Genomic DNA, 20,066 nt, shown 5'->3' with positions numbered 1-20,066 from the left:
GTATGACCATAAAAGAAACGCTTTAATCTATAAAAGTAAAAATAGCAGGATACCTTCCTGCCATTCTTTCCTGCTATGTATATTTATCTTTTTCCACTCGGTTTCCAGTACACCTTTACTACCCTGCCGCAGTTAGGACATTTCAGCGATACGATAATCCAGCCGGAGCCCGTCTCCCCAATATCGCAGGCCCGTTTTTTGCACCGCCTCTCCGGGCACTTCATTTTCCGGATAATACCACCCCCTCTCCCCCAAAATACATCTGTTGCTATCTCCCCACACTGATATTGAACAAGGGAACCAGCCTGTCCCTGCCGGTTCCCTTTTATCATTTGTTTATTATTGGTTTTCCTTCTGCTCCCCCGATTTGCCTAAAATTCATAACAGTTTTTACAATGCGGTATCGTTCATAACCCTTCATCTCTTACAAAAATGTGTTTAATGACCAAAAACATCAAATACCCGCAAACAATTCCTATCATGTTAAGAATAATATCATCAACATCAAAAGCACCAAGTTTAGTAAGGAATTGAAAAATCTCTATCAACAGTATCGAAGCAAGGCCAGTAAAGAAAACACTTATCGTTGAACTGAATTTTTTGTATGTAATAGGCAAGAGAAAGCCAAACGGGATAAATGGAATTATATTTCCCAATAAGTTTTTTAATGCCCACCACTGGGTAATGTACTCGATCTGAGTGGACATACTTCTGAATGGAATAAGATTATAGTTTATTGAACCTTGCATTGAATAAGTACTAATCCTATCAGTTAATTCATAAAATGAACCTTTGAACTTAACAACGACAAAAACAAACAATAAGGCAATATACACCCACCAAATTATTTTTAGTATTTTACCTTGTTTTCTCATTTTGAGCCTCCCATACATACATTTTGATTAACGAAATTTTTACCACATTGCCACCCCCGTTCCCCAATCCGCCGGAACGCCGGGGATACCTGCCTTGTCCGGCGCGACTTTGGCGACCTCGCTTTTTAGTGTTTTCCTCACGCCCTCGCGTCAAAGCCTCCCTGCGTTTCCACGGCATCCCGTCCCGCCGCCCTATTTTGGACTTTCATTTGCCAGTCTTTTTTGAGGAACCTATACACAGCGGAATCAGCTGTCGGAACTGACTCGTTGCACTTCAAAAAATACACCATCCCACGGAATGATCAGAGTGTTTTCGTCTTTTATATAAAAAGTATCACCAATGCCGCTTGCATTTTCTATAGCCACTACCTGAATAGAATCTTTGGAAATTCCCAGCGTTTCCAGACTAGTGCCTTGATAGATGGATGAAAAATCATCTGCGGTCAGAATGCTTTCGATATATTGGGGGGAATCCAGACGGTGCTCGTCATCATATATGGCATAATCTTTAAAATATTCAAAACGGGTTCCCACCAGTGCAGAGCAATCTTCCTCTGACATGGCACTGTAGGCACCAAAGGTTGATGAAGTTATCTGCCATGTTCCCAAATAGGAGCGTGAAGAAGATGATACATCTTGGGATGGGGCTACAGTTTCAGTTTCCACTTCTTCGGGGACAGACTGAGTGCTAGGGGAAAATTGGGATTGGTTGTCTTCAGCCTGTGAGGATTGTTCCATGTCTGATTGTTCCGACACAGACTGGTTTTGAACTTCCTGTGTTAATTCTTCCTGTGCAGGATTTTCTATTGGAATCGGCTCTGTAACAGGAAGTGTTGTCTGTTGCTGGCTGTTACTTCCGCATCCTGTAATGGTACAGGTTAACAGCAGTATAAAGCTGGTCAGTAAAACGATAGTTTTCCGGTCTATGACAGACAGGGGGAATTTTAACGAAATTTCTTTTTGAAATAATTTATTTGTTTGTTTCATTTGTTATTACTCCTTTCATACCTATAAGTTTTGATTTATGGGTTTGCAACGTGAAAAATTATACTATGCTCAATTATGAAAAACAATCCCCGTTCTAAGTCCGTTCCAACCGTCTGTACTACTGCGGCGGCTGTCGATAGGTTTTACGGTGGCTCTGCCCCCGCGCCCCCGACCTCTCCCAAAGAACAGAATAGAATGACCGCCTGATACTGTTTGCTGTTCGTATCAATGCCAGCCCTTTTCAGCATATCCTTTACCTCCTCTACGCTTCATTTTTAATGCCGAACATACCGTCCAGCATGGACTACACTTTCTCCAAATTCATTTTCTTTAATAGCCTCCCTTATTTTGTGTTTCCTGATTGTCCAATCTGCAGGAACACCACCCACTGATCTATGCTCCACCTATGCCCTCGCATCAAAGCCGTCCTGCATTTCCACGGCCCCGGCATTTATCTCCTGCCTTGCCGCCCGTAACGCGTCATAGTAGGCGGCCTTCAAAGCCCCGTGTACCTGCGTCTCCGCCTTCGACTCCTTCTCATGCCAGCCCACGCCCGCCGTGTAGGTCAGTACCTCGTCACCGTTCCCGTCATACACATGGACGGCGGAGCCCGTTCCCTCGGACTGGAACTTAGCTTCATACGGCTCCCCGAACAGGAGGCACAGCCACCGCCTGTCAGCCTCCCGTATCGTTTTCATGTCCGCCATTTCCTGACTGACCTTCCCCATCAGCGCCTCCCTGTCCGGCGCGACTTTGGCGACCTCGCTTTTCCACAGGGCGAGGAACTTATTCCCCGTATAAACGTTCTGCGCCGCATCCTCCCTGGCATATTCTGATATCCTCTCCCGGAGGGAATCAGACAGCTTCCACTCCTTCTTGGATGACGCTTTGGGGATGTCCGCATGATGGCTTTTTGCTATTCCTGTTACATCCATGTTCAATCGCCTCTCTCTATTTTGCCGAAACGCCGGGGATGCCTGCCCTGCCTTGTCAGGCTGTGGATTATTAGGGATATAATTTTTTATTCGGAATTAGTCTGCTGCCTTCCTCCAGAACAAGCCTTCCGAAAACGCTATCTTTTCCATAATGGACTGCGCTATTTCTGACGGATTATACACTGACAGATTTAAGCAATCCCAATCAAAAACCAGCAACGCATCTTCCTCCACAAACAGGACATTCAGCGTGCCCGAATGGTTCCCCATAATTTCACAGACTGCTTCCTCTATCATTTTCGGTGAAGGACGGTCAACCCATCCATTCCACAGAATAGATACATGGTAATAGCACATCAGTTTCAAAATAATGGCAACAAACCTGTCTTTCAGCCCTGTATGTTTATCGCTGTTCAGCAGATAATACTCCACATCAAAAAACTGCCCGCCATTGTCCGGTTCCACCTGCTCCGGAAGATAATCCATAATAAAACATGGCTTCTCCAACAATGCATTGATTCGCTCCATTTTACTTTCCATCTTGTACCGCCTACTGACTTATATGTTCAGAATCAATATTACATTTTTTCTTTCGGTTTATCACTTTGTTTACCCACAAATCAACAAAGATTTCTGCAATATCTGCAATCATCTCAATAATAAAATCAAACATCTTACACTCCTTCACATTCTTGTTATAAGGTTCCCCAATCAACCGGAACGCCGGGGATTCCTTCCCCACCATTCGGCTATGCCTGCTCTTCCTCGTCAGGTTACTTCTGCATTTTCTTTTTGATAAGCATGGCCGCTATCCCCAAGACGAGATAAACTGCTGCATACAGGATAAATGCCGACTCCCCCATATCAAAGAATATCCATGTACCTATGAGGAACAATGCTGACGAAATAACCGGAAGACTCCATAAACGCCGGATATCCTTTCCCGCAAATGCTCCGATCAGCACGGAATACAATGGATTGACTGCAAAAAACAGAAGAAAACATACCGCCATTCCTGCATCGCCTTTTACGAAAGTAGCCGCAAGCCACGGAAACGCCAGCATAACTACCGCCGAAGCCGCCATCCATAAAATAATATTCTTTTTCATATGATACCTCTTCCAAAATCTGTTTTTAATTCCCCAATCTGTCGGATACCCCCATTTATGCTTTCCTGTCAAAAGACGGCTTCTCCTCCAGATAATCCGGCAGTGCTTCCAGTTCCTCCTCTTTGCCGTTCTTTAGGGAGCGGTACTCATTAAAATAGATTCCGTAAAATTCCCTTTCCTTTTCCCGTTCAGCCGGAGTCCTCTCGCAAGCCCACCCATATCCCGAACCGAGATACGTCAATACCTTTGTGCCCTGGCAGTAAATGTCCGCGCCATATCCCCCGCTTGTCAGGATGGGGCAGGTCAGCGTTCCGCCCCCTGCCAGCGCAAACTTCTTTTCGGCAAGGCTATCCGTCCTCCCATCCGCCGCCTCCAAAAAGTCAAGCAGCGTCAGTTCCCCGCTCCCGTGGCATTTCGGATTGCCGCCCTGCCTCTTCAGCGCATTTTCAGCCTGCCGGTACAGCGCCTTCCTGTCAGGCGACACATCAGACATATACTCTGCACACAGTTCCGTCCGCCGTCTATGGATATATTCCAGTTCTGCCTTGCTTGTAGTATTCGCAGCCTTCCGTGCCAGCTCCTTGATCTCGTCAGTAAACTCCGCCTTTGATTTACTGCTTTTCCCGGAACTTGGAATGATAGACCAGTCAGGCCCCCTGCCGCGTAGTGGCATACTGTGTTTCATATTTACAGAATTTACTGCACTTAAAGCCGAAATTCCCATGAGTCCACCTCACAATCTCTTTTGCCTTTATTTCCCCGGTTCCACAATCTACCAAAAGCATCTACTCTGTGCCTTATTGTAGAAAGCACCTATAGCTGCTCCAGCTTCCCCAAAAACGCCCTGTAAAATTCCCCTTCTTTGATACGGGCCTGCTGTACCTCTATGCTTCTGGGCGTATATACCCTTGGATGCTCCAAATCGTACAGCGCCTCTTTCGTTACCTGGATCGCAGATTCCACTGTGCTTCCAAGGATGTCAAAATTCTCTGTTTCACCCTTAAGCTGTTTATTAAGCCGCTGCACCATCATCTGCGATATGTGGCTTATCATTCCGTTGCCCCGGATTCCCATGCCATTCGCATTTACTTCCTTCGCCGCATCCATCCACGCATCCTTCACTTCCTGCGGGGCGCCCCGGCCGACCATCTCAAAGGCTTTCTCGTCCTGGTCACCTGCTTTCCCCTGCGCCGCCTTTTCTTCCACCGTTTCCATGAATTCCACCGTTCCGGGCTCCGCACTTCTTGCCGTATATCCTGTCAACGGATATCCCGCTGTCCCTATTCCATTTACACTCATCTCCAAATGTCCTCCATTATTTTTATTACTGCAGCCCCTCTGTCGGTCAGAGCCGCGCCCGCTCCCTCGTAATAAGTCCGAGCGGTTCATTGCCTCACCTCCGGGCAGACCGCAGAGGCAAAGCATTATGCGCCTCTGCGGAATAGGGTGTAACGGTTATACCTGTATATCCAGTGTGCTGCCCGAAGATGGTTTTTTCACAAGAGAGCCGCCTGACTGCACAAGCGAATTGTCGATGGACTCCCTTGTAATTCCGTCCAAAGCCCCGGACGGAATTGGCTTGCCCGGCTCCCATTTCGGATCAACAGCCTTCACCGCATCAACAAATGCCTGCGTATATGCCCGCTCATACTGCCTTAATGTATTCCCTGCTGCCAGTCTGTCATTCTTATCCATTTTCCGGTACAGATTCAAATATACATCTGAACGCCTTGTAGTGTCCCCATTGCCTACACCGTTTTCCTGCAGAAACTCTTTCTTGGTCAGTTCAAACATCTCATCCCTGCTACTCTCCGGTATATCAATGATTCTATTCTTTTCTGCACGGTTTTTCTCCGTTACAACCAGACCTGCCAATCCCGTAACAGGACTGATGTAGTCGCCATCCTTATCATAGCGGCTCATCCTGTTTTTGATTGCCTGAACATTTGTGTACCCAACACCAGAACACGCCGCTGACATACTTTTCATTACTGCCTGATACTGTTTGCTGTTCGTATCAATGCCTGCCCTTTTCAGCATATCCTTACCGCCCTTGCTGTTTATGGGCATTCCCGATATCTGCTGGAACCTGTTACTGAAATCCCTGATTATAAGCATATCCTATACCTCCTTTACGCTTCATTCTTAATGCCGAACATACCGTCCAGCATGGACAGCACTTTCTCCATGCCGCCCTCTTTGGAACCGGAAACCTTATAGGCATCCTTCCACACCTGTGCCAGCGCCATCAGTTTCTGCGGCACGTCTGTACCCTGCGGCTTCTTGTTTACATCCGTGAATGCTGTCTGCCTGCTCCCGGCCTTGGATGCCAGCCTCTTGAACTCGCCTGAAATCATTTCCTTAACACCTGCACCGTCAGCCATCTTCTGGAACGCCTTATCCAGCCCGGCCAATTCCTCATCAAGCGTCATCTTACGGAACCCCGTTTCAGAATTTTCATCCTCCACATAACGCTCCGCCGTGCCGTCCTTATACCCCTGCACGATCTCATCGTAAAGGTTCCCATATGCCCTTACATAGTCCGCAGCCCTGTCCGAAAAGCTGTATGCGCCGCTGTCCCTCTGCCCTTTCAGCTTCCCGGTTTCCTCAGACAGGCGGTGTCCATAACTTGCCTCTATGGACTTTGACACCTGCATTATGGACTCTTTTTGCTTCACCACGCCCTCATGGGTTCTCGCCCTGCCGCCGTTTTGCAGGCTTTCAAGCCCCTCCCTTGAGATTGTGATTTTCACCGCCCTGTCAGCCTGCGGCGGCTGCGCCTCCGGAGCATTCCTGTCAGGCTTTTGCATCTTCATGTTCTGGTACCATTCAGTTCCCGTCTGCTGTGTGCTTCCATTCACATTCATAGACATACTATCATCCTCCTTGACTTAATATTTTTGTGCCAACCCTGGTCCGCATACAGTCTGCCGTTTCATAAAATCCATCGGCAGATACACCCGCATTTCCAACCGCGATTACACCAAGTGACTATAAATTGCACGAAATGACCATAAAGTTTATAACATCACCACCGCCTGGAACTTTTCCGCGTTGCAGGAAACGGCGAAATCGCCCCCGTATTTGTCCGCCACAGCCTTCACGTTCGACAGGCCGGTGCCTTCCGTGACCTCCACTTTCTCTACCACGGGATTCCTTACGGAAAAGATCAGCTTCCCGCCCTCCTGCACCAGCTTGACGTGGATGACGGCATTCCTCCCCTGCCGCGCCACCTTCACGCATTCATGGATGGCGTTGTCTAGCAGGTTGGAGAGCAGGATCACCGTTTCCTCCTCATTCAGCCGCAGCCCGCCCATGTCGCCCACCCGGAATGTCATGGACACGCCCTGCTCCCTTGCGGCATGGAACTTCTGGTTCAGGACGGCATCCACCACCGGGTGGTTCGTGCTGACCGCCGCCATCTCCACCGATATGCTTTCCGTCAGCCGCTCCGCCAGTGCGGCGGCGGCCCGCGTATCACCTTTCTTCAACAGCACCTGCACCGTCCTGATCTGGTTTTTGTAGTCGTGCATCTTCCTCCCCTGCCGCTCATAGACTGCCTGCATATCCCGGTAATGGGCAAGCTGGCTCTCCTTCTTCTGGCCCGCCAGCGCGCTTTCCCGGAGCAGTTCCTCTTTTTCAAGGATTCCCTGCATCAGCTCTATGACAAAGATGTTGATGAATATCAGCCCCACCGACAGAAAGAGGTATGCCGTCTGAACCTTTCTCTCCCCACTGTAGCAAAAATACATAAGTAGCATGGAGGCCACAGTGAGCAGCGGTACCATAAAGAACACCCCCCATTCCTTACAGGAAAGCTCCCTGAAATTGCTCCTGCCCTTCCATATTTTGCGAATCATGAAAAGCAGCAGAATCCAGACCATTTTCATCGGAATATACAAAAAGTCATACTCTAAGGCACACAACTTATCCTTGGAAGCCAGTACATTCTCGGTCAGCAGCAATAAAATATCTGTCAGGAATAACAGTGAATAATTGAGCATGGAAAAGAAAATGCTCTGTTTCCAGTCCGTCCTATAAAACAGTCCACAGAACACTGCCAGGAGCAACACTGCCAACATGACTTTGATTCCCATTGAGCCAACATACTTCACAGACAATGCAAATGCCACTACAGCAGGATACAAAACAATATATCTGCACCTTTGTAACCGTCCTGCATCCTTTTTCTTCAAAAAAGTATCAAAAAAATACACATATCCCCACGCCTCTATTGCCATGATACAGAATGAAAATATCCACAATGCCATGATCACTCCGCCCCCTTAAACAATGTTTACTGCCTCTTCACTTCCGGGTACCTGGACTTCGGGACGGATATTTCCTTCCCCGTGGTCAATACCATGACATAGCTGCTGAGTTTCCCGATGTACCTCATGTTGATAAGAAAACTCTGGTGTATCCGCACGAAGCCCATCCCCGCCAGCTCCGCCTCCAGCTCATCCATCTTCTTATAGATGCTGTACGCCTCCCCCACCGTGTAGAACACGTTCTTGTGCTTACTTGTCTCGATATAGATGATGTCGTCCACCCGCAGGCGCACGTTGCTCTCCACGAAGCCGAACTCCACCGCCCGCTCCTCCCACAGGATACCTTCCACGCACTCCGGCAGCGTCTGTTCCAAATCGTCCTTTAAGAGGAAACGGCTGGCTTTTACCTTGTACCCGTCCAGCGCATAGTTCACATAGGCCGTCACCAGCACGATATGTACCTTCGGGCATTCCGCCTTGATCTTCCCCGCCGCCTCCAGCCCGTCCATGCCCTCCATGTTGATGTCCAGGAACACGATGCCGCATTCCCGCACATACCCCGTATCCGCATAAAGCTCCGTTCCGGAGCCGTATTCCCTTATCTCAAAATCATGCCGTAGGCTTCCAGCAGCGCCCGCAGCGCGCCCCTGTCCTCCCTGCTGTCATCGCAGACCGCTATCTTCATCCATTATTTTCCTCACTTTCCGTCATAAATTATATCGGATCATGGGGCATCCTATCAAACGCCATTGCACAAAACTTCCATAAATTGCACGAAACGACTATAAATCAATCTCAGAATATCACAGGAATGGCTAAAGTTTTTCGCCATTCGTCCGATATAAGGCGGTGCAAACGCAAACCGCCGTGTAAGCATATTACCTCTGATTCCCCCGCTTTCCAACAGGCAGACCGCCGCATATGGCGGTCTGCCATAGCGGCGGTTAGCTTTTGTATTATTTGGCATTCAGTTCCACCAAAACAATCTCCGGACGGTTATTGAACAACTGTGTGACGGGATAGTATATTTCCTCTGTCTATATGCTAACCGGTTTTTTTGAAGATTCCATAAAGATTTAGAAAAAAAGGCGGCACAAGGCCACCTTTTTTAACTGCCCGTCAGTACGGGATTTGTATTGTAACTTTTGCACCGCCTACAACAGCAGAATTTTCTAAAATGATTTTCCCATTGTGCTTTTTGGCTATGGAAGCAGCCACATACAGACCAATACCATAATGGGATTTTGAATTCCGGCTGTCATCCCCCATATAGAATTCTTCTGTTGCATGTTTTAAAGATTCGTCAGAAAATCCTTTTCCGGTATCTGTAATTAGAAAAGAAAGCTCGTTGCCATGTTCCTCTACTTCAAAGGTAATCTCTCCACCCTGCGGAGTGTGTTCTACTGCATTGGAAAGCACGTTGGTGAACATCCTTATAAGCAAATTGTGATCTGCAGTAATATAAGAAGGATGATGTCCACAATCCCAATGCAGTAGAATATTTTTCACAGCACATAAACCATCAATTCGCTTCTTAAGCTCCTGCAGTAAAGAATCCATATTGACCTTTTTCATACAAGGTTTATAGCTGTCCCATGATTTTGCTGCCTCAATCAAGGTCTGCACATAGTCCTGCATCTGTAAGGAACTGTTCTCAATGTATTCCGCACACTCCCTCTGTTCTGCTGAAAGGGAAGTGTCAAAAAGCAGCTCTGCATTTCCCCTGATAATGGTAAGCGGTGTTTTCAGATCGTGTGCCAAAGCAGAAAGCTGCTCCTGTCTCATTTTATCGTCATACCACTGCCTCTCAAGGGACTGCCGTAGCGCAAGCCTCATATGGTCAAGCGCATCCAATGCCTGATCCACCTCAAAAAGTCTGCTTTTTTGTATTTCAAATTCCAAATCCTGATCCTCTATTTTGTGGACGACAGCCAGCAGTTTATCAATCTTTTTCCCAAGATATTTCCCAAATATAAAAGATATTACAATCAGAGAGAGCAGAATTTCCAACAGGATAGTGACGATCAAAAGCCAGTCGGCAGACGGAAATATACTTCTTAATGCCGCATTTCCAAATTGGGCCGTCATGCGGTATCTCAAAATCAGGATTTCATCTTCTCTCTCAATGACAGAATAAAGATACGAACCGTCTCTGGTTCTGCCCCCTTCCATGCAGGTATTCCATATGGCGGTGCTATACTCCCAGCCAATGGAGCCGCCTGCGTACTGCCCGTCTTTTGTGAATATGACATATTCGCATGGATACGGTATCTCAGATTCTTCAACCTGCCGAACAGACCGCAGATTATCTTTTTCCATTTCTATTGCGGTACTTATGCTGGTCAGCGGATATATGGCCCCTATGCTCACGCAAAAAAGGTAAGCCCCCACATTAACCGCAATCACCATAAAAACCGCAAGCGCAAGGCACAGTGCATACCGCATGAATATGGAACGCAGTTTTTTTACACCCATTTATAGCCCACCCCCCATACGGTCTCTATCGGCGCTAATTGGAAAGCTGTCAGTTTGCTGCGGATATTTTTGATGTGGGTGGAAATAACAGAACTGTCACTTTCCCCATCAAAGCCAAAAACAGCTTCATAGATTTGTTCCCTCGTAAATGTTTGCCCGTGATGAAGCGCCAGATATTCGCAGATTTCATATTCACTTTTGGTCAGCGGAAGTTTTTTCCCCTGAAATTCCGCTTCTTTTGCGCTGATCTGAAACACGATGCCAGAAATGGAAAAGGCGTTTTTCTTTTCCCTGCTATCGCGCCGTAAGTGGGCATTTACTCTCGCCCGAAGTTCATCCGTTCCAAATGGCTTTGTAATGTAATCATCAGCGCCAAGCCCTAATCCGCGCACAATATCAGCCTCTTGTATTTTGGCCGTCAGAAATATAATGGGACAGTCTACATAGGAACGTATCTGACTGCAAAATTCAAATCCATCCAGTCCCGGCATCATAATGTCCAGCAAAATCAGATCATATTTGGAAAAGTTCATATTAAGGGCTGTTTGTGCATCCGATATCAGGCTGATCAAATGCCGGTCTTTTTCCAGCACACGCCGGATAAGCTGAAGCATTGCAGGCTCATCGTCTACTACTAAAATATGTCCCATCGTTCCGCTCCTTTAAGAATATACAAAATCCTCATTTCAATCAGAAGATGTTCCACTATACCGTGAAAACCAAAATGCTGTCAAGACTATTGTGCCAAAAGTGACAATGATACAGAAAAGAATCCCTATCTGGTTTTCGAATGTCCCCACAGGCTGCAGATGGAACAGGTATGCCAAGGCACCTTCTGCAAACCGCACTCCCAAACCATACGGGATAATATACCACAATCCCGTACCAAGATCTGTCTGCAGGAGCGCCGACAGCAAACTTCCCATCACACCGATACTTAAACATAAGTTTCTCCCAAAACGGAACGCTAAAATCAGGTGCAGTCCATACAGCATAACATTGCTTCCCCAAAGTACAATCGAAATTGCGGCAAAAAATCTTACCGGAAGTTTGATTCCTGTCATATAGGAAAACGGAATCCCAAATAGCACAGCACTGAGCGCAGTGGAAAACAGTCCCGCCAAAAGCAGGATGGTGAGTTTTGAAAAGATAGCTTTATTGCGGCTGGGGAGCGTGAGTATATTTTGGGAATGCCCTGCCTGTAATTCCTGCTCTGCAATAATCTGGCAGACAACCGAGATTACAAACGGATATGCAATTGCGATAATCTGTGCAAAGACTGCCAGCTTATTCAGTTCGCTGCCGGACGATAAACGGGAATAAAACAGCATTAGAACTGCCCCAAAAACCGGAAAGAGCAGATGAATCCCCAAAAACCATGAGTGCCTCAGCTTATAAATGTCACTTTTCAGATACTGGTAATATTCACTCATGTACCCAGCCTCCTCGCGAAAACAATTTTGAACCACCCAAAAAAACAGTTAATGCAAACACCAGACTGACAATCACTGCCGGAAAAACATACCCGGCTGATAAAAGAGAAGATGCATCTTCAAGGGGAATCCCATTAACGTGCATTTTGAAGAATGGGCATACAACACGGGCAGGGATTGCATAAGGGACAAATAAGAACCATTCCTTCTCAGCACAGACAGCAGATAAAATCACGTTCGCAGCTAAAGATACAAAAACAACTTTCATATGCCCCATGAAACATGTTAACTGCATAATAACGGGAATCTGCCACAAATAAGTCAGGAAAAGGAGCATACAGCCAATCAGCCCATCCAAAGGAGAAACCGTAACACATGCCGCCATGCCGACAGCAGTCGTTGCAATCCACAGGAAAAGGTTTGTCACAAAGAGTAGAATAACCAATGCTGCCGTTTTTCCAAACCAGATTTTTTCAAGTCGTATGGGCAGGAAAACTATGTTCTGCATCCCGCTTTTTTTCTCCCCGGCAATCATGCTCGCAGAACATAGCGAAACTACAAGTGGCAGAACCATGAAATACCACCAGTTATATGTTGAAAGCTGGACATGTCTGCCGCTTAACAGATACCCCAACAACAATGTGGCTAACGGAGCCAAAATTATCAGCTTCATAGAAAAAGTATGTCGCATTTTCAGCAATTCAGATTGAATGATACCAAGCATAAATCAGCCCTCCCCCCTGGTGTTGCCAACAACTTCCATAAAAATGTGTTCCAAATCCACATCTTTATGGACTTCACCTTCATAACCCAGCTTTCCATTTGAGATAATACCGATATGGTCTGCAATCAGCTCAACCTCAGATAAAATATGGCTGGATAAAATAACAGTAATCCCTTTCGCTGAGAAAGAGCGGATCAATTTACGCAGATCCTGAATACCGATAGGGTCTAATCCGTTTGTCGGCTCATCCAAAATTAAGAGTTTAGGCTGGGCCAATAGTGCAAGTGCTATTCCAAGCCTTTGTTTCATGCCTAAAGAAAACTGCCCTGCTTTCTTTTTTCCTGTGTTGGTTAATTGTACCGTGGTAAGGACTTCTGAAATTCGCTCATCTGATAAACCCAGCGCCAGAGCGCGTACTTTCAGATTTTCATATGCTGTCAGATTATCATACAGCGGCGGATTTTCAATCAAAGCACCAATTTCCTTCAAATCATTGCGACTCCAATCATGGCCGTCAACCTCTATCCTGCCGGAAGTCGGCTTAAAGATTCCTGCAATCATTTTTAAAATTGTTGATTTTCCAGCTCCGTTTGGTCCTAACAGACCATAAATCGAATTCTTTTGTACGCTTAAAGATATACGGTTTGCCGCAATCTGCCCTTTAAAACTTTTACTTAGTTCTGTTGTTTTCAAAATGATGTCCATACTCTGCATATCCTTTCTATTTGTTGCAGAAAGAATAACAGATAATTTTGAAGATTTCATAAAGATACGAATAAACTTATTTTTCCCCTATCGCCCTTTTCCAATTATATTATCTATTGCCCATTACCCCATCTCCCTGAATGTGCCGGCCATTCCCCCGACAAGGCTCCACTGGCGCTGCATATAGGATTTCAGATTTCCCGTACCTTGCCTATATGCCTCCTGGACTGTTTCCGGGTTGTCGAAATGTTCCATGACTGCACTGGCGGCACAGTACCCGCTCTCCATCCCGGCAGATATGCCCTCGCCCATCGGGTTTAAAAATCCGGCAACCTCCCCGGCAAAAAGGATACGCCCCACAGTGTAATCTACACGGCATTCCGGACGGATATACGGCATCAGCCACTTTTCCTCTTTCGTCTGCCTGCTGATCCGCAGGTGGTGCTTCTCTTCCATATAGGCAATGAAGCTTCCATAATAATGTCCGATTTTTCCATATCCTTTACGGACACCCCAAGCACCAGCAGATCATCCTTCACGTTGAACCATGCGTCATATTCCGAAAGCTCCGGCTGCAGGTATGCATAGAAGTAATGCGGGTCTAAATCTATGCTGCCCTCGTTAAAGGTCTGGTATGTGGTCATGTATCTGGGAACTTCCCCGGTATTCTTCCCGGCATATTGCCTTGCAATTTGCCGTTTTAATGTTCCGACAACGCCCTCGCAGTCAATGACATACCTTGCGCCCTCTGTAAAATTCTTCTGCCCGTGCAGGCCGACTTCCACAAATCCGTCCTTTTCCGTGCAGGAAAGGGCCACCACGCCGTCCATGACCTCCGCACCGCTCTCCTCTGCTTTCCCCGCGAGCCACCCGTCAAAATGGCTACGCCATACATTAAGCCCCTCCTGCTCGAAGCGGTATTCCTTCCCCGTGTCATTTGTGAATACCATGCCCCTGTTATCTGTCGGGGTACACATGGCAGACTCCGGCACGGCCTCCCCGAAATACTTCTTTACAAGCTCCATTGATTTCTTTATCAGCACGCCCGAACAGGACTTGTACCTGGGCATTTTGAATTTTTCCACCAGTAGAACCTTATAGCCTTTTTTCACTAAAGCCTTAGCCGCCGTGCATCCCGCAGGTCCCGCCCCGACCACTATCACATCATACATCCGTATATCACCCTTTCCGCTGTTTCCTATTACTTCGGCAGGATACCGTTCCTGCTAAAGTAATAACATCCACTGAATTATACCATAAAAATTTTCTGTTTTTCACCCGATGGCATGAAACGACTATTTTTCGGGAATGGAAAGCAAAAAAGAGCCATTGGACAGCCCTTTTCCTCCCACCATCATTTTTCAATTTTTCTCTATATTATCACGCAAAACTCCAAACTATCACGGAAACTCATATACAAACACGAAAACTCCATGCAGTTTCCGTGTTTGTATCATATCCCCCGTTTTTCAACAGCATTTTCCGTCAAGCTAATACACCTTTCAGCAAAAACCGATAATACCCTACACCCTTTTACCTTTCCGCTTTATACTATCACGGAAACCCCCGACTTTTGCGTGAAAGTATACTTTTGCCTGATAGTACGATTTTTTCCCCTATCGCCATCCTATCAGCGGCATCCAAAAACAAAAAAATTGGGGTCCACCACCCACCGTGATGAACCCCACCAAGCCTAAAAAACCTAGTTGAAAGCCTTGCTTTCAGCTTATTTTAAGCCATTCTTCAATACTTTTGCCTGCGAGTACCCAAATTCCTATGGCATTATTTCTGAATAGCCGCCTGTGCCGCTGTTAGATTATGATGACTTTTACCCCTCTTTACCCCATTTACCCCACCCAATTCAACATTCGACAAACGGGATTCGACAAGATTTCCTTGCTTTTATGCGGAATCCGCTATAAAATGATTTCAGTGGAAAGCTCCGCAGCGTTTGACAATTCCATATAAATCTGCTAAGATATATTTACATAAAGGTACTGCCGATAGACGGCTAGTCCGAATTTAGGTCAACAAAAATAGTCGCCTTAGTTTTGCAGACTGTGGGGCGGCTATTTTTGTGGTTTATTATTATCCTTGCTTCCGATGGCGTATCCGAGACCGAAGCAGGTCAGGCATAAGCCAAGCACTGAAATCAATCCTTCAATCGTCAACATCCACTCAGCCCTCCTTTCCCAGATTCCTGCAAGCAGGTTTCTATGTAATCGGAGGGTCACAGTCCCTCCGCAGAAGAACTAGCCGCCTACCGTTATGGCAGTACCCGTATGAATATTTTATCAGAAAATGTCGGACGCTACAAGATGGTTTTCCGGCTTTTTTCTTTTTCCACTTGCAATCCCGCCAAAACAGAGGTAAGCTACGACACCACGGAAGGAGGGATTGGATTGGAAAAAGATTCTGCATTGTACCAATTGATGGATGTCCGTATGCACAGCGTCATGAACGGCATCGTAAACAGTGACGGGGAATACCAGGCGATTCTCCGCAAGTCGGACATATACTCCGGCGAACTGGACAGGATGAACTTGTCAAAAGAAATCCGGCTGCTGATTGACCGCTACGTCAGCGAGCAGAACGCGCTGGGCTCCCGGTTTGGGATGCTTGCATATCTGCTTGGATTTTCCGACTGCAAGGCTATGTTTTTAGGGAAATGCCTGCCAACAGAAGTAAAAGAAATGATTACAGAGTAAGACCGCAAAACGCCGGACAGGACGGAAAGGCCGCCACAGCCCTTCCGCCCTGTCTCTTTCGTCTAAATATAAATCCATGCCTCCAGCTCCGCATATTTGTTGGACTTTGACCACTGCGGGTGCATCCTGAACCATGCCCGCTCGTCATCCGGCGTGACCGTCAGCTTCGTAAAATAAACGGGGGAACCGGCATCATCCAGTTCCCCGCGGGCTTCGGGGCTTAAGTTTAAGAGCCACTCAAAGCGGTCTTCGTAAACCCTTACCCCGAAAACATATTTATCGATATCTTCCTCCGAAAACTCCCCATCCTCCGGCACGGGCGGCTGCTCCATGAGCCTTTGCAGGTTTTCCAGCTTGCCGCTCACATCCTCCTCCGTGGCGGGCTTCACATCGCCGTACTGCATCATCTGCTGTTCCAGCTCTGCGATCTTTTTCTCCACCTCCTGCTGCTTGCGGCTGAATACCTCCCTCGGTATCTCGTTGTTCATCCGCATATCAAGGAGCGTCTCGTAGCGCCCCTGCTCTTTTTTCAGCTTTTCCTCTATGATGGATTTATCCCGCAGCACTTCCGCCTGCTCTACCCCTGCCGCGCCGAGGCCGAGGACCGCCGCCGCATTTTTCAGCGTTCCCTCCGGGTCATCGAAAACGGCGTGGAGAACTTTCTGCGCCATCGTGTGTATCTTCCAGTCCTGCACCAGCGGCGCCCGGCAGACGCCCTCAATGCTCAGGCCGTTCTTAAGCCTTGCCGAAATGGTACCCGTCCGGGTCTGGTCATAGCACTTGTAGGTGTAGGTGGTGAAGTCCCTTGACTTGGAGTGCCACCTGGTCTTTGCGAAAGCGTGTCCGCACTGGCACCGCAGCTTCCTGCGCCAGAGGTCATCCGAATAAACGCCTTTATTTTTCCGCCACTGCGCCGTCTGTGCGTTTTTTTCCTCCAGCATCCTCTGCACCCGCTCGAATTCCTCTTTGGTGACGATGGGCTGGTGTTTCCCCTCCACGATGATGCGGTCAAGCTCCCCGTTGTTCTTCGCCCTTTTCTGTTCGAGGTAGTCCGGCACGTATTCCTTCCGGTATTCCAGCTCGCCGCAGTAGAGGCGGTTCTTTAGGATATGGCTGATGGTGGCGTAATGCCACAGGCTCTTCCCCATCGCCGTGAGGTCGCCGTCTTTTTCAAGCTGCTTCTTGATCTTCTGGCTGCCGTTGCCCGCAAGGTACATATCGAAAATCTTCCTGACCGTTTTCGCCTGCACCTCATTGATGACGTATTCCGGTCCCACCTTGTCATATCCAAGCACGTTCCCGGTGCCGTAGATCACCCCGTTCTGGAAGGAGACCATCTGCCCCGCCTTTACCCGCATGGAGGTCTTTTTCGATTCGTTCTGCGCGAGGGTCGCCATGATGGTCAGCCGCAGCTCCCCGTCCTCATCGTTCATGGTCCATATGCCGTCCTCGGTGAAATACACCTCAATCCCCATCCGCTTCAAGAGCCGCGTCTGCTGGAGGGTGTCCACCGTGTTCCTTGCAAACCTCGATACCTCCCTCGTGACGATCAGGTCGAAATGTCCGTCCTTTGCGTCCTCCATCATCCGCACGAAGTTTTTCCGCTTGGCTATGGAAGTGCCGGTGATACCTTCATCGATATACCGGCGGTAAAGCACCCAGTCCGGGTGCCTGTCTATCAGGTCATCGTAATACTGCACCTGGTTCTCCAATGCTGAAAGCTGTGCCTCATGCTCTGTTGAAACCCTTGCATATATCGCAACTTTCCTTATCCGCATCTGCATCCGCTCCTTTCCGTCCCTGCCCCGCAGGGCTCCCGCATTTTTCTTTAAAATAAGGCCCCGCATCCTTTGGGTTTCCCACCCTGCAGTACATCGAAACCCTCAGTTTTTTTCCTTCATTTTCTGCCATGACCGTCTGCGCTCCTTTCTTTTTGGGTAGTCTATTAATCACTCTGAAAGCCCGTAAAGTCAAGCAGTCTGGCCGCTTTCTTCCTATATAGATGCCGCCTTACATTCCCTTAAATCCGGGTGGTGAATGCAAGCGAAATCCACCCGTCCCGCTTTTCCGCATAGGCTTTGAGCAGCCCCCATCCGTCCTGTTCCTCGACCACGGTGAAAATGCCTGCGCCGGTAAATTTGCCCGTCTTAGGGAAATCTGTTCCGGGGCCACGGCGGATATTCAGATCGGGGATTGTCACGCGCACCATGTAGGGAGCGGAAAGGGTGAGGCTCTCCATGAACTGCACTTTCCCTTCTTCCATAATGGCTTTCAGGATGGAGAGAATCTTCTCCCCGTACTTCTCCCCTGCCGCCCAGCCTTTTCCCTGCGGGTTCTCCTTCTGGCCGAGCCATTCCGCATAGGGAGCGCATCCCCTTTTCACATAGCGGAAACGCGGGTCTATAAGTGCGTTCCGCAGTTTATCCGTGGAAGCGTAGGCTTTGAGGTGCTGAATCTGCGCCCGGATGCCAAGCTGCGGTGTATCAAAAGAAAGCCCCTTTTTGCCCCTCTGCGTCACCCCAAGCCCGCAGAAATTGTTCTGCGAAAGTGTGACCGCAGAGCCGGAGAAAGTGAAGTTCCCCGTTTCCAGACAGGACTGTGCAAAGGCGATATCGCCCCTCACGCCCTCCGCCTCCCCTTCGGAAATATACAGCGGGATCATATCCAGAACGGACTGCGGCACGGACGGATTCTTCTTTTTGAGGTATGATTTCATCTGTTCCGCAGTTGCCGCCGCTTTCCCCATAATGGCGGTAAGGGAATCCTCCGCTGTGCTTCCCTCCATCGCCGCCTTGATATCTTTTCGGAACTGCCCCATCGACAATCCAAACTTAGACCACAGATGCTCCACGTCTCCGTGGTTGCTGGCAATGCCCCTTTTACATCCCTCGCTGTGGCTGATGATAACGCCATCCGCCATAGGGTCTAAGCCGAACTGCCCACAGAGATATGCGAATAATTCCACTGCATATCTGTAGGCGGCAAGCACATGGTTCTTCGTATTCTCACCGTTCCCGGTCTCCGTCCATGATGCGCCGCCTGCATATTTAATGGTGGCAGGCTCCGTCATCTCCACACCGATATGGGTATTGTTTGCACCGCCTCCGCAGTGCCACCCACGGAAATCCCACGGGAGCAGTTGGTACACGTCCCCGTCCGGCTCTACGATGGCATGGACGCAAGCATTGGCATCCGCCCTGTTCCAGTTCTTCATAAACACATCCGCCTCTGGCTGCGGGCATCCCACCGAATGGATCATAAGACCTTTCACGGTGATATGCTTTCCCGCCTTATAACAGCCGGACTCCGTAAGGTAATTCTGTTTTAAATTCATCCCATTTCCCTCTCTTTCTGCACGAAAAAGGCACCAGTTTTTACACCGATGCCTCAGATTAAAAATCCATTAATTCTCTTTTTCCTCCCGTAACTGCTCCAGCACGGCTTTCAGCTTCCCCGGAATGGGCAGCCCCGTCCTCGCGGCATTCTCTAAGATGGAAATGCCCTCATTGGAAAGGTAAAAGAAGATGACCGCCGTCCGCAGGACGCTACCCTCCCCGATGATGTGCGTATCTACGATATGCCCCACTGCCACAAGGCTGAAAATAATGACCTTCTTGAAGATGCCCTTGAATCCCACTTCGCTGGAGAGCTTCTTCTCCACCGCAGCCGCCATCAGCCCGGTGGCATAGTCCACGATGACAAACACCACCAGTGCATAAAGGAAGCCGTCAAAGCCTCCCATGACCGCACCTAGCGCACCGCCGAGCGCCGCAAACGCATACTGCGCCGCCTCGATAAAATTCTTCATTCTGTTCTCCTCCTTAAAATCAGACATAAAAATAAG

At 48.2% G+C, this 20,066-nt stretch carries 26 protein-coding genes; 1 reads left to right on the top strand and 25 read right to left on the bottom strand.

Going from position 1 to position 20,066, the window contains the following annotated elements; genetic code table 11:
* Nucleotides 1-83: 83 nt before the first annotated feature.
* The 21 genes from D5281_RS21200 to D5281_RS21105 form a co-directional block, all read right to left on the bottom strand.
* The gene (locus D5281_RS21200; protein WP_160562002.1) at nucleotides 84-332 is read right to left on the bottom strand and encodes a hypothetical protein; all 249 of its coding nucleotides are present in this window, start codon (nucleotides 330-332) and stop codon (nucleotides 84-86) included.
* Nucleotides 333-407: 75 nt separating this feature from the next.
* Entirely contained in the window at nucleotides 408-875 is a 468-nt protein-coding gene (locus tag D5281_RS21195; RefSeq protein ID WP_160562001.1) for a VanZ family protein, read from the bottom strand.
* A 246-nt stretch (nucleotides 876-1,121) separates the two neighbouring features.
* The gene (locus D5281_RS21190; RefSeq protein ID WP_160562000.1) at nucleotides 1,122-1,862 is read right to left on the bottom strand and encodes a hypothetical protein; all 741 of its coding nucleotides are present in this window, start codon (nucleotides 1,860-1,862) and stop codon (nucleotides 1,122-1,124) included.
* Between the two features lie 404 nt (nucleotides 1,863-2,266).
* The gene (locus tag D5281_RS21185) at nucleotides 2,267-2,797 is read right to left on the bottom strand and encodes a hypothetical protein (RefSeq protein WP_160561999.1); all 531 of its coding nucleotides are present in this window, start codon (nucleotides 2,795-2,797) and stop codon (nucleotides 2,267-2,269) included.
* Between the two features lie 96 nt (nucleotides 2,798-2,893).
* Nucleotides 2,894-3,337 carry a hypothetical protein gene (locus D5281_RS21180; RefSeq protein WP_277935513.1) on the bottom strand — a complete coding sequence of 148 codons (444 nt, stop codon included), beginning with the start codon at nucleotides 3,335-3,337 and terminating at the stop codon, nucleotides 2,894-2,896.
* Nucleotides 3,338-3,347: 10 nt separating this feature from the next.
* The gene (locus D5281_RS21175; RefSeq protein WP_160561998.1) at nucleotides 3,348-3,542 is read right to left on the bottom strand and encodes a hypothetical protein; all 195 of its coding nucleotides are present in this window, start codon (nucleotides 3,540-3,542) and stop codon (nucleotides 3,348-3,350) included.
* Nucleotides 3,543-3,570: 28 nt separating this feature from the next.
* Entirely contained in the window at nucleotides 3,571-3,906 is a 336-nt protein-coding gene (locus D5281_RS21170) for a hypothetical protein (RefSeq protein WP_160561997.1), read from the bottom strand.
* Nucleotides 3,907-3,961: 55 nt separating this feature from the next.
* Nucleotides 3,962-4,630 carry a hypothetical protein gene (locus D5281_RS21165; RefSeq protein ID WP_160561996.1) on the bottom strand — a complete coding sequence of 223 codons (669 nt, stop codon included), beginning with the start codon at nucleotides 4,628-4,630 and terminating at the stop codon, nucleotides 3,962-3,964.
* 89 nt (nucleotides 4,631-4,719) lie between these two features.
* Nucleotides 4,720-5,205, bottom strand: coding sequence for a hypothetical protein (locus tag D5281_RS21160; protein WP_160561995.1), 486 nt, complete (start codon nucleotides 5,203-5,205; stop codon nucleotides 4,720-4,722).
* 156 nt (nucleotides 5,206-5,361) lie between these two features.
* On the bottom strand, nucleotides 5,362-6,024 hold the full coding sequence (locus D5281_RS21155; protein WP_160561994.1) for a DUF3879 family protein: 663 nt from the start codon (nucleotides 6,022-6,024) through the stop codon (nucleotides 5,362-5,364).
* 14 nt (nucleotides 6,025-6,038) lie between these two features.
* Nucleotides 6,039-6,779: a hypothetical protein gene (locus D5281_RS21150; protein ID WP_160561993.1), complete on the bottom strand. Its 741-nt coding sequence runs from the start codon at nucleotides 6,777-6,779 to the stop codon at nucleotides 6,039-6,041.
* A gap of 147 nt (nucleotides 6,780-6,926) precedes the next feature.
* The gene (locus D5281_RS21145; RefSeq protein ID WP_160561992.1) at nucleotides 6,927-8,177 is read right to left on the bottom strand and encodes a sensor histidine kinase; all 1,251 of its coding nucleotides are present in this window, start codon (nucleotides 8,175-8,177) and stop codon (nucleotides 6,927-6,929) included.
* A gap of 26 nt (nucleotides 8,178-8,203) precedes the next feature.
* Complete coding sequence (locus D5281_RS26710; protein ID WP_334296630.1) at nucleotides 8,204-8,731, bottom strand: LytR/AlgR family response regulator transcription factor; 528 nt, start codon at nucleotides 8,729-8,731, stop codon at nucleotides 8,204-8,206.
* 185 nt (nucleotides 8,732-8,916) lie between these two features.
* The gene (locus tag D5281_RS21135) at nucleotides 8,917-9,144 is read right to left on the bottom strand and encodes a hypothetical protein (protein WP_160561991.1); all 228 of its coding nucleotides are present in this window, start codon (nucleotides 9,142-9,144) and stop codon (nucleotides 8,917-8,919) included.
* 152 nt (nucleotides 9,145-9,296) lie between these two features.
* Entirely contained in the window at nucleotides 9,297-10,652 is a 1,356-nt protein-coding gene (locus D5281_RS21130) for a sensor histidine kinase (RefSeq protein WP_160561990.1), read from the bottom strand.
* On the bottom strand, nucleotides 10,643-11,302 hold the full coding sequence (locus D5281_RS21125; protein WP_160561989.1) for a response regulator transcription factor: 660 nt from the start codon (nucleotides 11,300-11,302) through the stop codon (nucleotides 10,643-10,645). The genes D5281_RS21130 and D5281_RS21125 overlap by 10 nt, the downstream gene beginning before the upstream one ends.
* A 36-nt stretch (nucleotides 11,303-11,338) precedes the next feature.
* On the bottom strand, nucleotides 11,339-12,085 hold the full coding sequence (locus D5281_RS21120) for a lantibiotic immunity ABC transporter MutG family permease subunit (protein WP_160561988.1): 747 nt from the start codon (nucleotides 12,083-12,085) through the stop codon (nucleotides 11,339-11,341).
* Nucleotides 12,078-12,809, bottom strand: a complete 732-nt coding sequence (locus D5281_RS21115) for a lantibiotic immunity ABC transporter MutE/EpiE family permease subunit (RefSeq protein ID WP_160561987.1) — start codon at nucleotides 12,807-12,809, stop codon at nucleotides 12,078-12,080. The genes D5281_RS21120 and D5281_RS21115 overlap by 8 nt, the downstream gene beginning before the upstream one ends.
* Before the next feature lie 3 nt (nucleotides 12,810-12,812).
* On the bottom strand, nucleotides 12,813-13,514 hold the full coding sequence (locus D5281_RS21110; RefSeq protein WP_160561986.1) for a lantibiotic protection ABC transporter ATP-binding protein: 702 nt from the start codon (nucleotides 13,512-13,514) through the stop codon (nucleotides 12,813-12,815).
* Between the two features lie 123 nt (nucleotides 13,515-13,637).
* Nucleotides 13,638-13,970, bottom strand: coding sequence for an NAD(P)/FAD-dependent oxidoreductase (locus tag D5281_RS26705; protein ID WP_330585210.1), 333 nt, complete (start codon nucleotides 13,968-13,970; stop codon nucleotides 13,638-13,640).
* Nucleotides 13,913-14,686: an NAD(P)/FAD-dependent oxidoreductase gene (locus D5281_RS21105; protein ID WP_330585209.1), complete on the bottom strand. Its 774-nt coding sequence runs from the start codon at nucleotides 14,684-14,686 to the stop codon at nucleotides 13,913-13,915. Before D5281_RS21105 ends, D5281_RS26705 begins: the two co-directional genes overlap by 58 nt.
* A 1,110-nt stretch (nucleotides 14,687-15,796) precedes the next feature.
* On the opposite strand from D5281_RS21105, the gene D5281_RS21100 reads away from it, so the two are divergent.
* Nucleotides 15,797-16,222, top strand: a complete 426-nt coding sequence (locus D5281_RS21100) for a hypothetical protein (protein WP_022741664.1) — start codon at nucleotides 15,797-15,799, stop codon at nucleotides 16,220-16,222.
* A 62-nt stretch (nucleotides 16,223-16,284) separates the two neighbouring features.
* Here the strand turns inward: D5281_RS21100 and D5281_RS21095 are convergent, their stop codons facing one another.
* The 4 genes from D5281_RS21095 to D5281_RS21080 all read right to left on the bottom strand — a co-directional run bounded on the left by D5281_RS21095 (nucleotide 16,285) and on the right by D5281_RS21080 (nucleotide 20,030).
* Nucleotides 16,285-18,000 (bottom strand): recombinase family protein, encoded by a 1,716-nt coding sequence (locus tag D5281_RS21095; RefSeq protein WP_160561985.1) that lies wholly within the window; start codon nucleotides 17,998-18,000, stop codon nucleotides 16,285-16,287.
* On the bottom strand, nucleotides 17,951-18,133 hold the full coding sequence (locus D5281_RS21090) for a hypothetical protein (RefSeq protein ID WP_160561984.1): 183 nt from the start codon (nucleotides 18,131-18,133) through the stop codon (nucleotides 17,951-17,953). Before D5281_RS21090 ends, D5281_RS21095 begins: the two co-directional genes overlap by 50 nt.
* A gap of 109 nt (nucleotides 18,134-18,242) precedes the next feature.
* On the bottom strand, nucleotides 18,243-19,556 hold the full coding sequence (locus D5281_RS21085; RefSeq protein WP_160561983.1) for an N-acetylmuramoyl-L-alanine amidase: 1,314 nt from the start codon (nucleotides 19,554-19,556) through the stop codon (nucleotides 18,243-18,245).
* A 69-nt stretch (nucleotides 19,557-19,625) separates the two neighbouring features.
* Nucleotides 19,626-20,030 (bottom strand): phage holin family protein, encoded by a 405-nt coding sequence (locus D5281_RS21080; RefSeq protein WP_016293577.1) that lies wholly within the window; start codon nucleotides 20,028-20,030, stop codon nucleotides 19,626-19,628.
* Nucleotides 20,031-20,066 lie beyond the last annotated feature (36 nt).

The sequence above is a fragment of the Parablautia muri genome (assembly GCF_009917485.1).
In the GTDB taxonomy this organism is placed as follows: domain Bacteria; phylum Bacillota; class Clostridia; order Lachnospirales; family Lachnospiraceae; genus Suilimivivens; species Suilimivivens muri.
The sequence above is the reverse complement of the archived record's forward strand: the minus strand, read 5'-3'. Positions and strand labels throughout refer to the sequence as shown.